The organism is Armatimonadota bacterium, from assembly GCA_016223145.1.
Classification (GTDB): domain Bacteria; phylum Armatimonadota; class Fimbriimonadia; order Fimbriimonadales; family Fimbriimonadaceae; genus Nitrosymbiomonas.
In genome coordinates this window covers 214971-233166 of record JACRPN010000005.1, presented here as the reverse complement: position 1 = coordinate 233166, position 18196 = coordinate 214971, and the positions used below count along the sequence as shown (strand labels likewise).

Here is an 18196-nt window from a genome sequence, read left to right as displayed (position 1 = left end):
TTATGTTGCTCCAGTATGCGCAGGCCAAAGACCTGCGGCTAAGGTTCAATCCTTCCTTGCGATGTGCGATGTGCGATGTGCAGTCGACTACTTTACGACCTGGTTCAAGATCAGGTTGGTGTTGCCCGGCGTCCCTGCGGGCATCCCTGCCGTTACCAGCACGGTGTCTCCAACCTTGATACGTCTATGATGCACGAACGCACCGATCGCCTGCGCGACATTTTCATCCGTTGATTCGGGTATTTCCGTGAGTGCAGCCTCGACCCCCCAAACTACCGACATCTGCGTGTGAGTTCTGGCGCGGGACGTCGCGCAAAGGATGGGCGCCCTGGGCCGGAACTTGCTCACCAGGCGAGCGGTTTGGCCGCTGGTCGTCGTGGTGACGATGGCCGCGGGCTTGGTGAGATCGGCGAGGGAAACAACGGAGTGCGCGATCGCCTCGGTTGAGGCCACATCAGCTTCTTTGCGCTTGCCAAAGCGAGACATGCAGGACTCGTGGTTGAAGTGCTTCTCCGCTTCGCGGGCGATTCGGGCCATCGTGGAGCAAGCCTCGATGGGAAATTCACCCATGGCGGTCTCGCCGCTCAACATGACGGCGTCGGTGCCGTCGAGGATTGCATTGGCCACATCGCCGGCCTCGGCGCGGGTGGGTCTGGGGGCATGGAGCATGCTCTCCAGCATCTGCGTGGCCGTAATCACGGGCTTGCCGAGGTCATTGCAGCATCGGATGATGCGCTTCTGGGCGAGCGGGACCTCCTCCAGGTCTATCTGAAGACCAAGGTCACCCCGGGCCACCATCGCCATGTCGCAAGCGCCGAGGAGCTCGTCCAGGTTCTTGAGCGCCAGGGCGGTCTCGATCTTGGCGCAGAGTCGTACCTGAGGGTCGAGTCTCTGCGTGATCGCACGCAGTTCGTCGAAGTCGGCGCCGCGCCTTACGTAGCTCAGGGCGATGAAGTCAACGCCCAATTCACAGGCGATCCGAGCGTCTTCGCGGTCCTTGTCGGTCATCGCTGGAGTCTCGAAGGTCCTGCCGACGAGGGTCATCCCCTGGCGGCTCTTGACCAGGCCGCCGGAAACGACCTTTGCTTCGAAGACCCCTTCAGTCTCTTTGGTGACTTTGAGCTCCACCTCGCCGTCTCCAAGCAGAATTCTGCTGCCGGGATCGATCGCCGCGATCATGTCCTCTTGCGGCACCGGGATGTCGGCGTCGCTTCGCGCCAGGGAGACGATCTCGCCGGACCGAAGGGTCCGACCCCCCTGAGCCAAGTCCCCGATCCGGAACTTCGGCCCTTGAAGGTCCACCAGAATGCCGATGGGGCAGAGTTCGGGTGAAAGCTCCCTGATCCACGTCAACCATTGACGCCTCGTTTCCCAATCGCCATGCGAGCAATTGAGCCGGGCTACGTTCATCCCAGCGTCAATGAGTGCCTTGATCTGTTCACGCGAGTTGACCGCGGGTCCGAGGGTGCAGACAATCTTGGTGCGCCGTTTCATGGGGAGTCCATGGTTAAGACCCGCAAGTCCGGTGAAAAGGAGCCGGGGGATGAGGGAGTGATGGGATGATGAGATGATGAGATGACGGGACGGTGGGACGAAGGGACGAAGGGACGGAGGGAGGAAGGGACGGAGGGACGGAGGGACGAAGGGACGGAGGGGCGGAGGGACGGTTTCCACCCCTCCCGACTTCGTTCCCCTCGCTACGCTCGGCGGGAACTTCGACAACCCCCTCCTTCCCGACAAGTCGGGACTCGGAAGCAGTTTCCGCCGGAGCGAAAACCAAGGAGGGGGCTTCGCGAGCGTTGAGGGTGAGAGGGCCGAAGCGGTCCGAGTTTAGGTGCCATGAATCTGCACTGGCACGCCGCTCGTAGTCTCCTATTGAACGGCGCTGTTTCGGAGGTGCAGCATTGACCGAAGAGGAAATGCAGGAGCAGGCTCTAAAGATCCTTCGATCACGGATGCGTGAGGGTAGGTGGTATCCGAGAAGGCACATGCAGTTCGCTGTTCTGGTCGTCCTGCCAGGATTTTGCATCGTGTTCGGGCTTATCTTGATGTTGGTTGAGCTGCTTTGCGGGGAAAAGCCTTAGGGTGGTCAATTTCATGGAGAGCCGGATCAGGAGGAGAAGTGAAGTCATCTATCGCTTCCCGCCAAGAAACCGCCGAAAGGGCCGCAACGTCTCTACTATGTGATCTGGATGACCTTGGCCACGGTTCTTGCACTTCAGGCGGCCACGCTTGACGAAGAGGCCTGGGCGCTCAAACTCGGCAGGGAGCGCTCTCAATACGGAGACATCCCAAACTCCGGGCTCTGGAAGCATGGCTACACTGGTCAATTCGGCGGAACTTTCATTCTGTTTCGCGCTGGAAGCTCAACCGAGCGCTACTACTACACCTCTTCACCCGGCGGCGATCGGTGGCGAATCTCCAGGACGACTCTAGTGAAAGGGAAGATCCGCAAAGACTGGATGGTCTTTGTCGACAAGGGGGTCGAACCCAGGATCAAGAGCCCAGGGGCGCTTTGGGTTTGGGCTGAAAAGGGGAGGATTATCGGGGCGCTTCCAAAGATGGCCCTTGCCGATCTTCAGAGCCCGATCCCGCTGGCCCTCTATCACTCGAACGTCCACGCCTCATATTGTCTGTTCGTCGGCCCAAAGGGCGTGGCGTCAGGATATCTGGACTGGGTGCCGGAGGTCATCACGAAGCTCTCGAATACCGGCTATAGCGCCGATTTCAGCAAGCTCCCCAGAACGGAGAAACCCTATCCGATTACTCCGGAAGAGCGGGCGTACGCGTACCCCAGGCGCCGATCCTCTGTTTCGCGCTGAGCGGCAGAAAGCTGCCCTGGAGGTATATCTGAACTCCAACCCAATTTGGACCGCAGTCTTGCCAGGGCCGACTTCCCGCTCGCGATGCTGGAATTAAGATTCTCGATCGGGCCGGGAGCCTACTTGGAATGCTCTTTCCAGTAGCCCTCAAATTCACCCACCAAGCGCTCCAGGACCGCAAACCCGCCACGCCAAAAGGCTTCGGAGTCCAAGTCCACGTCGATGGTCGCCATGAGGTCCTTGGGGCTCAGCGAACCCGCAAGCTCCAGCAGGTGAACGTACTTTTGCCCGAACTCCGGGCCGGCGGTCTTGGAACGCTCGTAGATGGCCAGCGCGAGCAGTTCGCCAAAGGCATAGGCATAGACATAGAAGGGCGCAAAAAAGAAGTGGCCCACATAGCTCCACCAAATCTGGTGTTGCTCGCCGAGCTTGACCGAGTCTCCAAACATCTCTTGGAGCTTCTCGTGCCACAGCGCGCCAAACTGCTCGCGGCTGAGTTCACCGGTCTCCCGTCGGGCCGTGTGGCACGCCTGCTCGAACTGGAACATGGCCGCCTGGCGAAACACGGAGGCGAAGATTCCCTCGATCTTCTCGGCGTACAGCGCGACCTTGTCCTTGAGTTCCGCTTTGGAGACCAGGTCCTCGAAGACCAGCATCTCGCCGAAGATGGAGGCGAGTTCGGCGAGCGGAAGGGTGCCGTGGAAGTTGAAGTAGCTCTGCTTGCGTGAGAGCGCGGCATGCACGCCGTGCCCCAGTTCGTGCGCGAGGGTCATCACGTCGTTCATCTTGCCGAGGTAGCTCATCAAGACGACGGGATGTGTATCGGGCGTTATGTAGCTGCAGAACGCGCCGCCCATCTTGCCCGAGCGTGGCTCGGCGTCGATCCAGCCCTCGTCAAAGAACTCCGCGGCGCGGTCCTTGAGCGTGGAATTGAACCTGCCAAAGGCCCCCAAGACGATGCTGCGCGCCTCCTCCCAGGTGACCGTTTCCTCCGCTTCGAAGAGCGGTGCATAGCGATCGATATGCGTGAGTTCCGGGAGCCCGAGAATTTGGCGTTTGACCGTGTAGAACCGCGACACGAGGCTGTAATGCTCCCTACAAAGCCGGACCACCAGGTCCACCGTCGAGCGATCGAGCTCGTTGCTCAAGTGGCGGGAGTGCTCGGGATAGGGGTGCTTTCGCAGCCGGTCGCCCACGCTGTGGTCCTGCAGAAGCGTGTTGTAGATGAAGCTGATGACGCGCTCGTTGCCCGCGAGGCCCTGGGTCAATGAGTCGGCAGCCGCCTGGCGCATCGATCGATCCGAATGCCGGAGAAGCGTCAGGACTTCTTCCTGGTTGAGCTTCTTTTCGGTGCCGTCGCCCGGGTTTGTGAGGGTGAACTCGGTGTTGCTGCTCACCTCTTCAAAGAGTCTGACCCATGCCCTCGTGCCGGTATTCGCGGCCTCTTCGAGGACGACTTCCTCCGCCTCGGAGAGTCGGTGCGGACTGAGCTTGCGCACGACCTCGACGTAGTGGCGGTAGGCGGACAGTTCGTCTCCGGACAAGGCGCGGGAGATGGTGTCTTCGGGGCAGGATTGCAGTTCGAGCTCGAAGAAGAGCACACGCACATTCAGCTCGGTCGCCTTCTCGCGCTGAGCTTGCAGGAACGCGCCGATCTTGGGGTCGGCGGTGTTCGCCGCGAACAAGAGTTCGGAGAAATGCATCGGCTTGGAGGCCTGCTGCACCAGCGACTCCAGCTCTCCGATGGCCGAAGCCAGCGTCGCGGCCGTGAGGTCCGGGTTCTCGATCTTGCCTCTGAAGTTCGTTTCGAAGTCTTGTGCACGCTGTAGGATTCGCTCCCAGGTTGCGGAAATACGTGGGTCTTCGGGACTGTCGAAGAGGACCGAAAGGTCCCATCGCGGTAAGGATTCGGCGACGGCAGAACTCATGGGGAGATTATGGAAGGTGGGGGAGATGGGGTGGTGGGTCTGGGGAGGGGGCGTGAGGCTTTCAGGCTGTCGAGTCTTCAGGTGTTCAGGCCATCAGGTTTTCAGGTGTTCAGGTTCTCAGCTACTAAGGCTGGACGGGGCAGCGCGAGGTGCGAAGTGCGAAGGAAGGGGATGAACGGGATGCACTTCTCTTGTCGCCTCCCGAGGGGTCAGCGAGCCACCGGCCCCCCTCGGTACAATGGTGTTCCTGATGCGCCCCCCTATACGGGGCGCTTTTTTTGGGTGTGACCGCGGCTCACGAAGAGCCGTCAATGGAAGGAGGGGAGACTCGATGATGAGCAAACAGTACGCAATTCTAGGTTCAGGAATGCAGGGGACAGCCCTTGCCTATGATCTCGCCAAGCACGCCTCGCCCGCAAAGATCCATATGGGCGACATGTGCATCGAGCAGGCCAAGAAGGCCGCATGGAGAGTCAACGACCTTGTTGGCTCGGCGGTCTGCGAGCCCGCCCAGGTGAACGCGCTCGACCCCACCAACCTTCACAAGTTCCTGGAAGGCGTGGATGTGCTGGCGAGCTGTGTGCCCTATTGGATGCACCCCAAGATCGCCAAGGTGGCGATCGAGAGCAAGACGAACATGGTCGACCTTGGCGGGAACACCGAGATCAGCATGCAGACGCTGGCGATGGACGAGGAGGCACGCGAAGCCGGCGTCACTCTGGTGCCCGATTGCGGCCTTGCGCCGGGCCTGGTGAACAACCTGGGCTGCTACGCCATCGAGAACCTGGACCATGCGCAGCACGTTAAGATGTACTGCGGCGTTCTCCCCCAGAACCCGATCCCGCCGTTCAACTACAAGCTGACCTTCAACGTCGAGGGTTTGGTAGCCGAATACGACCACAAGGCCGTGGTCCTGCGGAGTGGCGAAATCGTGCTTGTCGACACGCTCGACGAACTTGAAGACCTCCACATAGACGAGCTTGGCGACATGGAGGCGTTCACGACCTCAGGCGGCACAAGCACGGCGCCCTACACCTTTCAGGGCCGGGTCGACAATTACGAATACAAGACCATCCGGTACCCCGGCCACTGTCAACTGATGCGTATCTTCAAGGATTGGGGTTTTTGGAGCCTGGATCAGGTGGACATTCACGGGTGTAAGGTGCGCCCGGCCGACCTTTTCTACAAGGTCTTCGGCGACCGCCTGGCGGCGATCGAGGACAAGGACTTGTGCGCGGTCCGCATGGTGGGCGTTGGAACCAAGAACGGTGAATCCAAGCGCCTCCAGATCGACATATTCGATAAGGAAGACGACATCACCGGCTTTACGGCGATGGAGCGCTTGACGGGATTCTCAGCCGCCATCTATGCCCATGCGATCGGCGCGGGTGAGATGGAAGCAGGCGCCTTGCGCTATGAGACGGCGATGACCGGCACTCGCTTCGTCGAGGAGCTTCAGAAGCGCCCGTTCAAGATCAAGTTCTCGTAAGGCCCGGCCCCCTCTCCCGGTTCGCGATTGCTCTCCGACCTCCCCCTTCGAGGGGGAGGTGATATCGCCCCAAGCACCCTTATCCGTCCAGGTCCGCTTTGGCGTGCAGGTCCTCGTAGTGCATCGGGATGAAGAACAGCGTCACCATTCCGGGCACCGTACACCCCATGACCACCCAGAAGAACCACAGGAATCCCTGGCCGGGGTGCTGGTGGGACATCGCGTCGACGATGAACCCTGAGATTGAGCCCGCCAGGAGCGCCCCAAGGGCCATCAGCCCGGTTGCGATCGCATAGCTGGACGTCTTGTAAGGGCTCGACTGGGACACGTACATCAAATAGACCAGGTACGCGGAGAACCCGAACCCGTAGCCGAACTGGTCCACGGCGATCGCGATGCCAACCGGGTCGGTGACGGCCGTGGAGAGCACCTGCCCGGCGTAGTTCAAATAGTCCAAAGAGAGAACGGGCAGGTTTTCCGGCGCGCTCCTGAGCAGGGGGTCCATTCGGTTGACGGGATGGGACGAGGCCAGCCAAATGTAAAAGAGGTTGGGCAGGTTTAGCGCGAGCACCATCGGCCAAATGGTCCTCCGGATGCCCTTTTTCGAGATTAGCCAGCCTCCGAGGATGCCTCCGAAGGTCAGCGCGAGAACCCCGACGGCTCCCCCATAGGCGCCGGATGCCTTGGTGGAGACGCCTAGGCCGCCATCGGCCTCGGGCCTTAGCAGGAACTGTGGCGACATGGTTGAGATCATGGATTCGCCAAACCGGAAGAACAGGATGAATGCGAGAACCCAGAGAATCCGGTCCTGCTTGAAGAACGCTGCAAACGCCATGAAGAACGGCGGCGCCATGGCCTCCGACGAGGCATTGAGCGGGCCTTGCGAGTCGGCGGCCGGCCTGGGCAGGGCCAATGCGTTGACCAGAGCCAAAACGCCGTAGATCGCGCAGCCGATGAGGAGTGCCGTCGTCCAGCTCTTGGGGATGTTGCCCGTCCGTTCTTCCATGTCGCCCGCGATGTAGACCAGAAAGAAGGTGGCCGTCAGAGTGGCCAGCCGAAAGCACGCCGACCGAATGCCGACGAAAAACGCTTGGCGCTGGGGGTCGAGCGCCAAAAGGTAGAAGCCGTCAGCGGCAATGTCATGGGTCGCGCTGAAGAACGCCGTCGCGAGAAAGGCGCATAGGGTCAGAACAAAGAAGGCCGGCTGCTGGACCGCCATCGCGGCAGCCGCGAGGCTAACCAGAACCAGCGCCTGCATGGCGATGATCCAACGCCGCTTGGTTGAGTTGAGCTCAACGAGCGGCCCCCAAAGCGGTTTGAGCATCCAGGGGAGCTTCAGGAGGCTGGTCCAGAGCCCAAGGGGACCCGCCTCTATCCCCATCTTGGTGTACATCGTTCCCGCCAGGCCTTGGACGATCATCACCGGCAACCCTTGAAGGTAGTAAAGAACAGGCACGAACGACCAAGGGCTTCTTGCCGTCGGAATCGGCTGTCCGGCATTAGGTTCGTCGGGAGGGGCGACCATGAGCGCAGTATACAGACCCCCGATCGTATTCGGACCGCCCGCCGATCCCCTGGCATTTATGCGGGTCTTGGGGCCACATACTTTGCATCTTGGTCAGGATTCCTTTACACTTGGGATGTTCTGTCCGGCGCGTTTGCCGGTGGTTTTGGATTTGAGGAGGAATCATGAAGGGTGTTCGTTTGCACCTCAGCTTCAGGTCGGCGTTCGGGATGGGCGCTGCCGCGATCTTGGCATCTGGGGCTTGGGGATCATTCGTTTCGGGCAACAACGCCATGGCTCAGACCGTGGCCGCCGGCACACAGGATCAGGTGATCCGCGTACTGGGTACCCAAGGGTCTGGTTCCGGGCCAATCTTTCACAACGAGCGCATTGGCGACTATCGCTACCTTTGTCTTGTGACCGCGGACCACGTGGTGACCGGCAACGCGGGCATCACCATCGGCTTTGAAGGCAACGGGGCAACCGGCGGCAGGTTCAGCGTCGATCCGACCGGCGCCAACAACGGCGTGATCTTCCACGGGGGCCGCACCGGTCTTCAGGACTATGCGTTCATGGCGATTCGCGCCCGTGTGGGCGGCGGGGGCGCCAACGCCCTCACGGCGGCACAAGAGGCCTATCTGGCGGGCGTCCAGGCTCTGGGCTTGATCGCTGCGCCGATCGCCAACTACTCGTTCACGGGTTACGGCTATGGCCGCGGCGGCCACCAGTTGAACCAGAACAACGTTCAGGTGGGCGTTCAGTGGAGCAACGCCAACGCCAATGAGGCGTTTGGCACGCACCGCTACTACAATAACACGGTCACGGCGTTCCTGAATAACCTCAATCAAGGCGGCTATACCTACAACCGTGTCGAGTGGGTTTGGGACATCAACTCTCAGGCCGGCGAGGGCCAGGGCAACCGTGGCGACTCGGGGGGGCCGCTTCTGGTGAATGGCGCTCCGGGGATGATCGGGAACAACCCGGTCAATACGGACGGAATCACCGGTGTTCTCACCCAGGTCTATGGAGACGGCGGCTACAACCTCTATCAGGGGGGTGGCCAAGAGAACTTCTACTACGGTTCAATCGGCCGAGGCGTCCGGTTCATCCAGGACGATGTGGACTGGCTGGAGCAGCGATGCGCAGCGTTCGTACCGGAACCGTCTGGGCTGGCCGTGGTCGGGATCGGCCTGCTGGCCCTATCCCGAAAGCGTCGCCGGGCCTGAAGGTGAGACAGGATCCTTCTCATAGGTGAGGGGAATCTGGCGCGGCCTTGACCCGTGAGCCCAATTGGGCTCACGGGTCTTTGCATTTGCATCCACCAGTTGGCAGGATGAGTCCGCTTCGGCCTTCAACAAGTGCCGGAGCGGTACAATTGACCCCAGTCCGGACCATGATCGGGACGATCATGTCACCTGGATCTCGGGCACGCTGCCCGTTCCACCTCCATGGACCAGTCCCACATCCGCAATTTCTGCATCATCGCGCACATCGATCACGGCAAATCCACTCTGGCGGACCGACTGATCGAGCGTTGTGGCGCGATCCGCGGCGTTGCCCGCGAGCAGATGCTGGACACGATGGACATCGAGCGCGAGCGCGGCATCACGATCAAGATGACCGCGGTCCGACTCGAATACACCGCGCGAAACGGCCAGACGTACGAACTGAATCTGATTGACACCCCCGGCCACGTGGATTTCACTTATGAGGTCTCGCGCAGTTTGGCGGCATGTGAGGGCGCGCTTCTCGTCGTGGATGCCAGCCAGGGTGTGGAGGCGCAGACCATCGCCAACGCCGGCATGGCGATGAACCAGAACCTTGAGATTGTGCCCGTGGTCAACAAGATCGACCTGCCGCACGCGGACCCGAACCGGGCCAAGGAAGAGATCGAGCACGCGGTCGCCATCGACGCCAGCGACGCGATCCTCTGCTCCGCCAAGACCGGCGAGGGTATCGACGAGATCCTGGAGGCGATCGTCCATCGAATCCCTTCGCCGCGCGGGCACTTCGAGAATCCGCTGAGGGCGCTTATCTTCGATTCGCACTTCGACACCTATCAGGGCGCGGTGGCCTATGTCCGGGTCATGGACGGCTCGATCAAGCCCAAGGACAAGATCAAGATGATGTCCACGGGCTCCACTTTTGATGTGGACTCCGTGGGCGTTTTCCGTCCTGCGCTGGAGGTGGGGCAGACCTTGGAAGCCGGTGAGGTGGGGTTCGTGACCGCAGCGATGAAGAACATTGGAGATGCGGCGGTTGGCGATACGATTACCTGGGCGAATGACCCCGCCGCCATGCCGCTGCCCGGCTATCGAACCGCCAAGCCCATGGTCTTCTGCGGACTTTTCCCCTCGGACACCGACAGCTATGCGGAACTGCGGGACGCCATCGAGAAACTGCAGCTCAACGACGCCTCTCTGAACTTCGAACCCGAAAACTCGACGGCGCTGGGCTTTGGGTTCCGTTGCGGGTTTCTGGGTCTCTTGCACATGGACATTGCTCGCGAGCGCCTGGAGCGTGAGTTCGACCTCGACCTGATCCTCACGGCTCCGAGCGTGGACTACATCGTCCACCGCACCAGCGGCGAGATCATGCACATTAGCAACCCGAGCGCGATTCCCAACCCGACCGAGATCGCCTTCATCGAGGAGCCGACCATCAACGCGACCATCCTTGTGCCGCAAGAATACGTCGGCGCGGTGATGACGCTCTGCCAGGAGCGGCGGGGCATCTATAAGCGCACGGAGTATCCGAGCCAGACGCGGGTCATCCTCTACTACACCCTGCCTCTGGCGGAAATCTTGATGGACTTCTACGACCGGCTGAAGTCGAGCACCAAGGGGTACGCGAGCTTTGATTACGACCTGGGCGATTACATTCGGTCGGACCTTTCCAAGGTGGACATTTTGCTGAACGGCGACACTGTGGACGCGCTGAGCTTCATCGTGAACAAGGCGTCGGCTTACCACCGTGGCAAGGCGATGGTGGAGCAGCTACGCAAAGTGGTGCCAAGGCAGCAGTTCGAGGTGCGCATTCAGGCTGCGATCGGGGCGAAGGTCATTGCCGCCGATAGCGTGAAGCCATTCCGCAAGAACGTGATCGCCAAGTGCTATGGCGGCGACATCACGCGAAAGAGGAAGCTGCTCGAAAAGCAGAAGGCAGGCAAGAAGCGCATGAAGCAGGTGGGCCAGATCGAGCTTCCTCAGGAAGCGTTCCTGAGCGTGTTGAAGGTGGGCGAGGGATAGAGCGTTCGCCATTCGCGAATGGCGAACGCAGTGCAAACGCAGCTTGAAAACGCGCCCATTCGCTATTCGCGAATGGCGAATGAGCCATAATACGGTGAAATGGCGACAATCTCAGGTTCAGAGATATTGGTACTACTGAAGCTCTTAGCACATCCCGAGAAGCTTGGGCCAAGAGGGGCAAATCCCAAACACCTGCCACAGAAGGGAAAAGCAAGTAAGCCCGAGTGGAGTTACATTTCCCTTGGCGCAGATCTTAGGACGAGCCCCTCTGTTATCCACAAGTCCATTCAGTTTTGTATCGCAGCAAGGCTATATGACGACATTCAACGTTGGCCCATCAGGCGTAACTTGCAGGAGTTTCTGATTCATGGAGTTAAGTACGCTTTTCCGCCAAAGCGCGGACAAATCACACGCGGGTTCCCCACATCTTTTGCCGGCTCCCCTCTGGTCTCCAGCTTTCGGCAAGGCCAGGTTCCGCCACCCGTTTGGCCGCATCCAGTTGGAGGAATTACTGGTCTGGAGTTTGAACCAATCTGGCCCAGTGCGCCAGATGCTTCACGACTAGATCAGGCGCTCTATGAGCTGCTGGTGTTGGTCGATGCCATTCGCGACGGCCAAGCACGTGTCTCCGAACTGGCCATCGAAGAACTAACCAAGAGGCTCAGACTGGCACAATGAACTTCGAATTTCCGGCCTATCCGTTCCTGGAGAGAACGGTGATCGCGCTAAAGGACCTTGCTTCAGAGCTGGTCTTCGTTGGAGGTTCAGCTATCGGCCTGTATCTCACAGAACCCCAGGTCCGCGATCCAAGACCAACGGAGGACGTGGACGTCATTTGCGAGGCTTTCACTAGGGCAGACTGGTACGGCTACTGTGAGCGGATACGCTTACTCGGGTTTGCAGAGGACGTTGAGAGCCAAGTCATCTGTAGGTTCAGGAGGGACGATCTCGTGATTGATGTCATGCCCCTTTCCGAAGATGTGCTTGGTTTCTCAAACCGATGGTATGAGTACGCTTTTGAGAACGCCTCCCGAACTCCCTTGGCAAACGGCCTCGAAATTCGGCTTCCCGATGCTGCAACTGCGTTGGCGTGCAAGGTTGAGGCATTTGCAGATCGAGGCAAGGACGACTTTTATGTCAGCAAGGACTTTGAGGATATTGTGATGTTGCTTGACGGCAGGGCGCAATTAGGAGAAGAGGTCCAATCTGCAGATGCCGACCTACGCCATTTCCTTCAGAGCCATTTCCGCACTTGGCTGGAAAGAACGGAGTGCCTTGAAGCTGTAGCTGGGCACCTACCGCCCGATGCTGCGAGTCAGGCAAGGCGAACGATCGTGTTCGAACGCATGTCGAGCATTGCCGGATTGACCCAAACCTAGCACTATTACCTGTCACAAACCCTTTTCAGGCTCACGAAACCGCTGTACAATGAACCTGTCAGAGCGCTGGGAACTGTCCCGGAGCAGACCGTGGATCGAAAGGCGGATCGGAGTCGTTCGGTCCAGGCAAGTTGGAATCTTTAGCTTGGTTGGAGCTTGCCGCGAAAGCGGCCTCGCTTGCAAAAAAGAGCGGTACCGACATTGGTTCGCCGGTATCGCATCGAACCCGGAAAGGCGCGACGGATTGAGAAGGACCGAAGCGCCGATCCAGCCGATAGCCTCGGCAAACGGTCTTGAAGCCTCATCAAGACTCAGATGAGAAGGTGCCCTGGAGATGTCCAGGGCTTTTCTTTTATGCTGAATCTATTCTGTTGCTGCGGCGGTTTCGAGGGTCTGGGAGGCAACGGTCCCTTGGTTTGTGGGAGTCTCGGCCGCAGCCGCCGGCATCTCAGATCTCCTAAAAGGCCCATGTGCCAGCCCCAGCAGCGCCGCGAACGTCATCCCGGAGCCCATGATCGCAAAGCTCCTGAGGATGCCCGCTTTGTCGAGCATGACCCCGGCAAGCGCGAGCCCTACGGGCTGCATGCCCATCCAGGCCATGTTCAGCGCGCTGTTGACGCGCCCGCGGAAAGCATCCTCCACGCTGACCTGCAAGTAGCTGGTCATCGGAATGCTTGCGAACGGCACCGCCAATCCCGCAGCCACGTTGCAGGCAGCGAAGAGCCATACGCTGGGCGTCAGCGCCATCACGGCGACCGTTCCGCCTGTTGCCGCCAGGCCCCAGATAAAGCCGAGTCCGGGCCTTTTCAGGTTCAGCGACCCGACGACGATCGACCCGACGGTGAAACCGGCGAAAAACGCGGCTTCGAGCGCGGCCAAGGTTTCGGGCTTGCCGCCGAACCAGGCGTCGTTCGTTGCGATGAACACGGGGAAGAACGGCGAGATGAAGAGGGTCATCAGGAGCTGGAGGCCCAGCATGGCCATCAGCTCGGAGCGCCCGCGGATGTAGCGAACTCCCTCGCGCATCTCCTGGATAGGGTGCTTGACCTCCTCCGTCCTCTCAGGCTCGATCTTCGGCAGCTTCGCGATGTAGAACGCTGAGCCATAGAACGACATGGCGTTGATGGCGAAGGTGGTGGCGAAGAAATAGGTGGGTGAGAGGGCGTTCAGGCCCGCGAGCACCATGCCTGAGAATCCCAGCCCCGCAAGGAACATCACGTTTTGGGTCATCGAGCTCAGGGCGTTCGCCGCCATGACGGCGTCCTCGGGCACGAGCCTCGGAATCGCGGCGCCCTTGGCGGGCCAAAAGAAGACCCGGATGCTGCTAAGCGTGAAGGCCACAATCCCGATCACGGCGAAAGGAGGCTTCGGTACGAGCAGCACAAACCCGGCAAAAGCCAGAAGGAGTGACCCGCAAAGCAGGTCCGACACCAGCAGAATGCGCTTGCGGTCGATCTTGTCGGCCAAGATGCCCGAGTAGGCGCTGAACAGCAGGAAGGGAATGGTCTCCAGGGCGCCGACGTAGCCGACCATCGCGTTCGAGCCGGTCACGCGCTTGACCATGAACATGAAGACGATGTAGTAGAGGGCGTCTCCCATCTGGGAGATGGCTTGTCCGAGCCACAGGTTTTTGAAGCCTGGATGCCGCAAAGGGGCGAAGAATTTCATGGAAGCTCCCGGGTTCTTAGGTCGGAGGTCCTAGGCGCCCAAAAGGGACAAGGACCGTTCGAAGGTCGAACGTGATGGTCTGCGAGCCGGAGGGGATTACGGCCCGCCCCGGAAGATCAGAGAATCATATCGGGAGGATTATGGCACGGGGGGCGGCCTCTCAGCTACAGCCGTGGGTCCACGGACTCACTCTCCATCGCCAGAACCCCAAAGACGCACTCGTGTACGCGCCGAAGGGGTTCCCGACGGACGAAGCGCTCAAGGGCTTCGATGCCAAGAGCGAACTCCTTCACGGCGAGCGACCGCTTCGTGGCGAGGCCCCGCCGCCTGAGCCGAGAAAGATTGCCCGGAAGGTCGTACTCAGGCCCGTAAATGATCCTGAGGTACTCCTTGCCACGGCACTTCACTGCAGGCTGCACCAGCCCCTTAGGGCCACGTGCCGTGAAGGTCAGCGGCTTGATCACCATCCCCTCACCACCTTTTCCGGTTAGTTCCGTCCACCAAGCCGCTCCTTCTGCAACGCTCTCGGGGTTCATCGTCTCAACCACTTTGTAGGGTGTCTTGAGCAAGATCGGATCCTCACTGCAAATCCGTGCCAAGGTCTCCATGTGCCAGAAATGGTCTTTGTCAACGTGGACCGTCCCCTCCGTTGCCAACAAGTGAAATGGGGCCAACTTGTAGTCTTCGATCGAATCAACCTTCCAGCAGTAGCGGCGATAGGCTTCCACATAGGCGCTCGCCAATCTCAGTCGCCGCTCTGTATCCTCCAGCTTCGCCTGAAGTTCGGGCTCGTTTAGTCGCTGAGCAGCCTCGGTGAACACTTGACACTCTGCCGATAGGGACGCCATCGATGATGCTCCGACGGGCGCATATTGCCTTTTGAGCAGTTCCTGGGCCTTGGCGGACCACGGCATCAACTCGCAGTCGAGCACCATCCAGCCAGTATTCAGCCCCTCCCAGAGGCCCGCTTCAGTGGCCGCACTTGCGATCCGGCCGAGCAAGGCGCGCTCCAACACTTCGTCATCGAAGAAACGCCGTCCGGTCCTCGTCACGATGATCCCGGATTCGCCCGACTCGACCCCGAAGCGATGCCGCGCAACATCTGGGTTCTGACAAACGACGGCGACAGCGCGGGAACCCATGTGCTTCTCCTCGCAGACCACCTTGGTCACGCCGTTCGAAGCGAAGTAGGCGAAGCTCTCAGCAGGGTGCTCCAGAAGACCGTCCTCCGAGCTGGTTTCGGTTGGCGACATGGTTGGCGGCAGATACACAAGCCATTTGGGATTTGCTGCAAAGCGGCTCATGGCCTCGAGGGCGGCGATCGCATTCTCCTCGCGGATCGTGACGCTGCCGCGAAGGCGGGTCTGAATATGCCGCCGCCCGAGCACATCAGCCATGTCCAGCACATCGTCATGGGCCTGTTGTCCCGACATGGCCACGGGCGCAACTAGGAAGGGCTTCTTGGACTCTGCGTAGCCCCTTTTCGCCGGTACCGAGACCAACTCCATCTCGGGGTATCTCAGCGCCGTCAGCTTCCCCCCAAACACGCATCCGGTGTCGATGTTGATCGTGTGGTTGAGCCACTCGGCCTCTGGAACAGGTGTGTGTCCATAGACCACGCGTGCCTTTCCGCGATACTCTGATGCCCAATCGAAGCGCACGGGGAGTCCAAAGTCATCGGTTTCCCCCGTCGTTTCACCAAACAGCGCGAAATCGCGAACTCTGCCGGAGGCCCTGCCCTGCATCTCCTCGCGCATTCCCGCGTGAGCGACGACCAGGCGGCCCTCATCGAGCACGAAGTGGCTCACGAGGCCGTCCAGAAAGGTTCTGGTCTTTTCGATGAACTCCGGCGGTTCGGTTGCGAGCTGCTCTAGGGTTTCAGCTAGGCCATGCGCGATCTGGACGTCCTTACCGGAGAGCTTTCTAAGAAGCTTGACGTCGTGGTTGCCCGGCACGCAGAACGCCGCGCCGGATTCGACCATGGACATCACAAGCTTCAGTACGGACGGCGAGTCTGGGCCGCGGTCCACAAGGTCACCCAGGAATATGGCCCTCCTGCCGGCAGGGGGCGTGACTGAAACAGGCCCTTCACCTTCCGAAGCGAAATCGGTTTGAATCGCATATCCCAACTCGGAAAGGAGCTCGGCCAGTTCTTCATAGCAGCCGTGGATGTCGCCAATGATGTCAAACGGCCCTAGCTCCTGCCTTCGATCCGTCCAGAGCGGCGTTCTGACGATCTCGACGTCGCCAATCTTGTCAGGAGAATCAAAGATGTAGATGTGCCGGAAACCCTCCTTGCGCAAACGGCCAAGCGACCGCCTCAGGTCTCGGTTCTGGTTTCGCACGACGTGAGGTCCGAACTGCCTGTCCGGACGCGACCTATTGCGCTCGTGGCAAACCTCATCGCGAACGTTGAAAACGATGGCGACGCCAAGCGCATGGCAATCGTGCGCGATCCGCAGCAGCGGTCGGCGAGCCTCAAACTGCACATTCGTCGCGTCGACGACGGTCAGCTTGTTCCGCGTGAGCCGTTTGCAAAGCAAAAAGTGAACCAACTCGAAAGCGTCCGTGGTCGCCGAGAGGTCGTTCTCATCGTCGCTGACCAGCCCGCGGCAGCCATCCGAGGACACGATCTCCGTTGGCTTGAAGTGCACTCTGCCAAACGTGCTCTTGCCGCTTCCCGAGGCGCCAATGAGCACCACCATGCACGGATCGGGGATTTCGATTCTCAACGCTCGAACACCGCCATTTGCGTGGGCGCGCCGTGCTTTGCGTTTTGCGGGCCGATTTCGAGCAGTTTCACTCCATACGCGTGCCGCTCAACGACCCCTTCCGTCCAGGCGCGGAACTCCCCTCGGGTCCACTCGAAGCGATGGTCCCGATGTCGCATGCCATCTTCTGGCAAGTTCTCGAAGAGGGCATTGTATTCCCGGTTTGGAGTAGTGATCACGACCGTACGGGGCCGAGCGAACTCGAAGACGATCCGCTCGAAAGCCGCCAACCGAGGAGGATCCAGGTGCTCGATCACTTCCACGATGGCCGCCGCATCATAGCCATCGAGGCGTTTGTCGCGATACATCAGGGAGCCCTGGATGAGTTCGAGCCGTTTTGCCTGGTTCGGCGAAAGGCGCTCGACTTTGAGGCGCCGGTGGGCTTTCTCCAGCGCGGAGTACGACACATCCATGCCGACGATCTTCTCGAATTGGCGCTCCTTTAGGAGGAGTTGTAGCAGCCTGCCCTCGCCGCAACCCATGTCCAGCACCTTTTTGGCTTTCGACTCCTTTAGGGTGCTTAGGACGGCGGACAGCCGCTGGTCGTGGAGGGAAATCGGCCTTTCCAGCTTCTGCTCCTCGCTGGCGCGCTCCTCTTCCTCTTGATCGGGATCGTCGGTTTCATCGACCAGTCGGGCAAGGGCCTCCCGCGTAAGGTGAAGCTGTCGGCGCAAATATCGTCGAGCGATTTCCTCTTTCTTGGGGTGCGCGGAAAGCCAGCCGGCCCCCTTACGCAGGAGCTTGTCGATCTCTTGCTCGTCGACCCAGTAGTGCTTCTGATCATCTAGAACAGGGATTAGCACCGCCAAGTGCTGCAGCAAATCCTTGATCCGCTTGACACCCTTGATCGTGACGTCGAAATGCCTTCCTTCGCCCCACTCAGGATAGCTGGCGTCGAGTGGCAGCCGCGAGCACTCGACCTCGTAGCCCAACGGTTCAAAGAGTCCTTTGAGAAAGGTCTCCCCGCCACGTGCGGCCACGACGGGAAGTCTCGCTTCGAGCGGAATCTCCGCTTCTGCCAATTCTGGTCTTTCCTTGCAGCGGCCCGTCATCGCGGTACCAAAGGCCTTGGCCATCGCGGTGCAGAGCAAGGATGAGGCGGCGTAGGGGCGGTCGTTCACGTATTGGTCGAACAGCCCGCCATCGCCACTCGGTTTTTGGCGGTTTCGGACAAGGCCGACGGGATCGACCTCAAGGACCAGCGCTGCCGTGCAGCGATCATTGGTCGCTTCCGGAAAGACCACGGCCGTGACGCCAACGCCCAGTTCAAACCTGTGCGCGCGCCCGGGGTTCTTGTGAAGCAAGTACCCCAGGTCGGTTGCAGGCCTATGAGTCGTCGAGATGAGCAATACCATCGGCGGGAAGGGAAGGTTACCAGGCTCTACCT

General features: G+C 60.1%; 12 protein-coding genes. 6 read left to right on the top strand and 6 right to left on the bottom strand.

Going from position 1 to position 18196, the window contains the following annotated elements; genetic code table 11:
* Window positions 1–87: 87 nt before the first annotated feature.
* Window positions 88–1494, bottom strand: a complete 1407-nt coding sequence (gene pyk / locus HZC36_03375) for a pyruvate kinase (GenBank protein MBI5706014.1) — start codon at window positions 1492–1494, stop codon at window positions 88–90.
* Window positions 1495–2192: 698 nt separating this feature from the next.
* Between pyk and HZC36_03370 the strand changes: the two genes are divergently transcribed.
* On the top strand, window positions 2193–2822 hold the full coding sequence (locus tag HZC36_03370) for a hypothetical protein (GenBank protein MBI5706013.1): 630 nt from the start codon (window positions 2193–2195) through the stop codon (window positions 2820–2822).
* A 119-nt stretch (window positions 2823–2941) separates the two neighbouring features.
* Here the strand turns inward: HZC36_03370 and HZC36_03365 are convergent, their stop codons facing one another.
* Complete coding sequence (locus HZC36_03365) at window positions 2942–4750, bottom strand: M3 family oligoendopeptidase (protein ID MBI5706012.1); 1809 nt, start codon at window positions 4748–4750, stop codon at window positions 2942–2944.
* 331 nt (window positions 4751–5081) lie between these two features.
* Here HZC36_03365 and HZC36_03360 point away from each other — a divergent pair, with 331 nt between their 5' ends.
* Window positions 5082–6239 (top strand): saccharopine dehydrogenase NADP-binding domain-containing protein, encoded by a 1158-nt coding sequence (locus HZC36_03360; GenBank protein MBI5706011.1) that lies wholly within the window; start codon window positions 5082–5084, stop codon window positions 6237–6239.
* Between the two features lie 79 nt (window positions 6240–6318).
* Here the strand turns inward: HZC36_03360 and HZC36_03355 are convergent, their stop codons facing one another.
* Entirely contained in the window at window positions 6319–7764 is a 1446-nt protein-coding gene (locus HZC36_03355; GenBank protein ID MBI5706010.1) for an MFS transporter, read from the bottom strand.
* Between the two features lie 164 nt (window positions 7765–7928).
* On the opposite strand from HZC36_03355, the gene HZC36_03350 reads away from it, so the two are divergent.
* The 4 genes from HZC36_03350 to HZC36_03335 all read left to right on the top strand — a co-directional run bounded on the left by HZC36_03350 (window position 7929) and on the right by HZC36_03335 (window position 12370).
* On the top strand, window positions 7929–8969 hold the full coding sequence (locus HZC36_03350) for a PEP-CTERM sorting domain-containing protein (GenBank protein MBI5706009.1): 1041 nt from the start codon (window positions 7929–7931) through the stop codon (window positions 8967–8969).
* Between the two features lie 222 nt (window positions 8970–9191).
* On the top strand, window positions 9192–10991 hold the full coding sequence (gene lepA / locus HZC36_03345; GenBank protein MBI5706008.1) for an elongation factor 4: 1800 nt from the start codon (window positions 9192–9194) through the stop codon (window positions 10989–10991).
* 192 nt (window positions 10992–11183) lie between these two features.
* Window positions 11184–11669, top strand: a complete 486-nt coding sequence (locus tag HZC36_03340; protein ID MBI5706007.1) for a hypothetical protein — start codon at window positions 11184–11186, stop codon at window positions 11667–11669.
* Window positions 11666–12370 (top strand): nucleotidyl transferase AbiEii/AbiGii toxin family protein, encoded by a 705-nt coding sequence (locus HZC36_03335; GenBank protein ID MBI5706006.1) that lies wholly within the window; start codon window positions 11666–11668, stop codon window positions 12368–12370. The genes HZC36_03340 and HZC36_03335 overlap by 4 nt, the downstream gene beginning before the upstream one ends.
* A 363-nt stretch (window positions 12371–12733) precedes the next feature.
* Here HZC36_03335 and HZC36_03330 read toward each other — a convergent pair whose 3' ends face one another.
* The 3 genes from HZC36_03330 to HZC36_03320 form a co-directional block, all read right to left on the bottom strand.
* Window positions 12734–14038: an MFS transporter gene (locus tag HZC36_03330; protein ID MBI5706005.1), complete on the bottom strand. Its 1305-nt coding sequence runs from the start codon at window positions 14036–14038 to the stop codon at window positions 12734–12736.
* A 164-nt stretch (window positions 14039–14202) separates the two neighbouring features.
* Window positions 14203–16770: a polynucleotide kinase-phosphatase gene (locus HZC36_03325; protein MBI5706004.1), complete on the bottom strand. Its 2568-nt coding sequence runs from the start codon at window positions 16768–16770 to the stop codon at window positions 14203–14205.
* Window positions 16767–18164 (bottom strand): 3' terminal RNA ribose 2'-O-methyltransferase Hen1, encoded by a 1398-nt coding sequence (locus tag HZC36_03320; protein MBI5706003.1) that lies wholly within the window; start codon window positions 18162–18164, stop codon window positions 16767–16769. The genes HZC36_03325 and HZC36_03320 overlap by 4 nt, the downstream gene beginning before the upstream one ends.
* Window positions 18165–18196 lie beyond the last annotated feature (32 nt).

Bases quoted from the DNA above. Each gene is read 5' to 3' on its own strand.
- pyk (MBI5706014.1), bottom strand. From the start codon at position 1,494: ATGAAACGGCGCACCAAGATTGTCTGCACCCTCGGACCCGCGGTCAAC.
- HZC36_03370 (MBI5706013.1), top strand. From the start codon at position 2,193: ATGACCTTGGCCACGGTTCTTGCACTTCAGGCGGCCACGCTTGACGAA.
- HZC36_03365 (MBI5706012.1), bottom strand. From the start codon at position 4,750: ATGAGTTCTGCCGTCGCCGAATCCTTACCGCGATGGGACCTTTCGGTC.
- HZC36_03360 (MBI5706011.1), top strand. From the start codon at position 5,082: ATGATGAGCAAACAGTACGCAATTCTAGGTTCAGGAATGCAGGGGACA.
- HZC36_03355 (MBI5706010.1), bottom strand. From the start codon at position 7,764: ATGGTCGCCCCTCCCGACGAACCTAATGCCGGACAGCCGATTCCGACG.
- HZC36_03350 (MBI5706009.1), top strand. From the start codon at position 7,929: ATGAAGGGTGTTCGTTTGCACCTCAGCTTCAGGTCGGCGTTCGGGATG.
- lepA (MBI5706008.1), top strand. From the start codon at position 9,192: ATGGACCAGTCCCACATCCGCAATTTCTGCATCATCGCGCACATCGAT.
- HZC36_03335 (MBI5706006.1), top strand. From the start codon at position 11,666: ATGAACTTCGAATTTCCGGCCTATCCGTTCCTGGAGAGAACGGTGATC.
- HZC36_03330 (MBI5706005.1), bottom strand. From the start codon at position 14,038: ATGAAATTCTTCGCCCCTTTGCGGCATCCAGGCTTCAAAAACCTGTGG.
- HZC36_03320 (MBI5706003.1), bottom strand. From the start codon at position 18,164: ATGGTATTGCTCATCTCGACGACTCATAGGCCTGCAACCGACCTGGGG.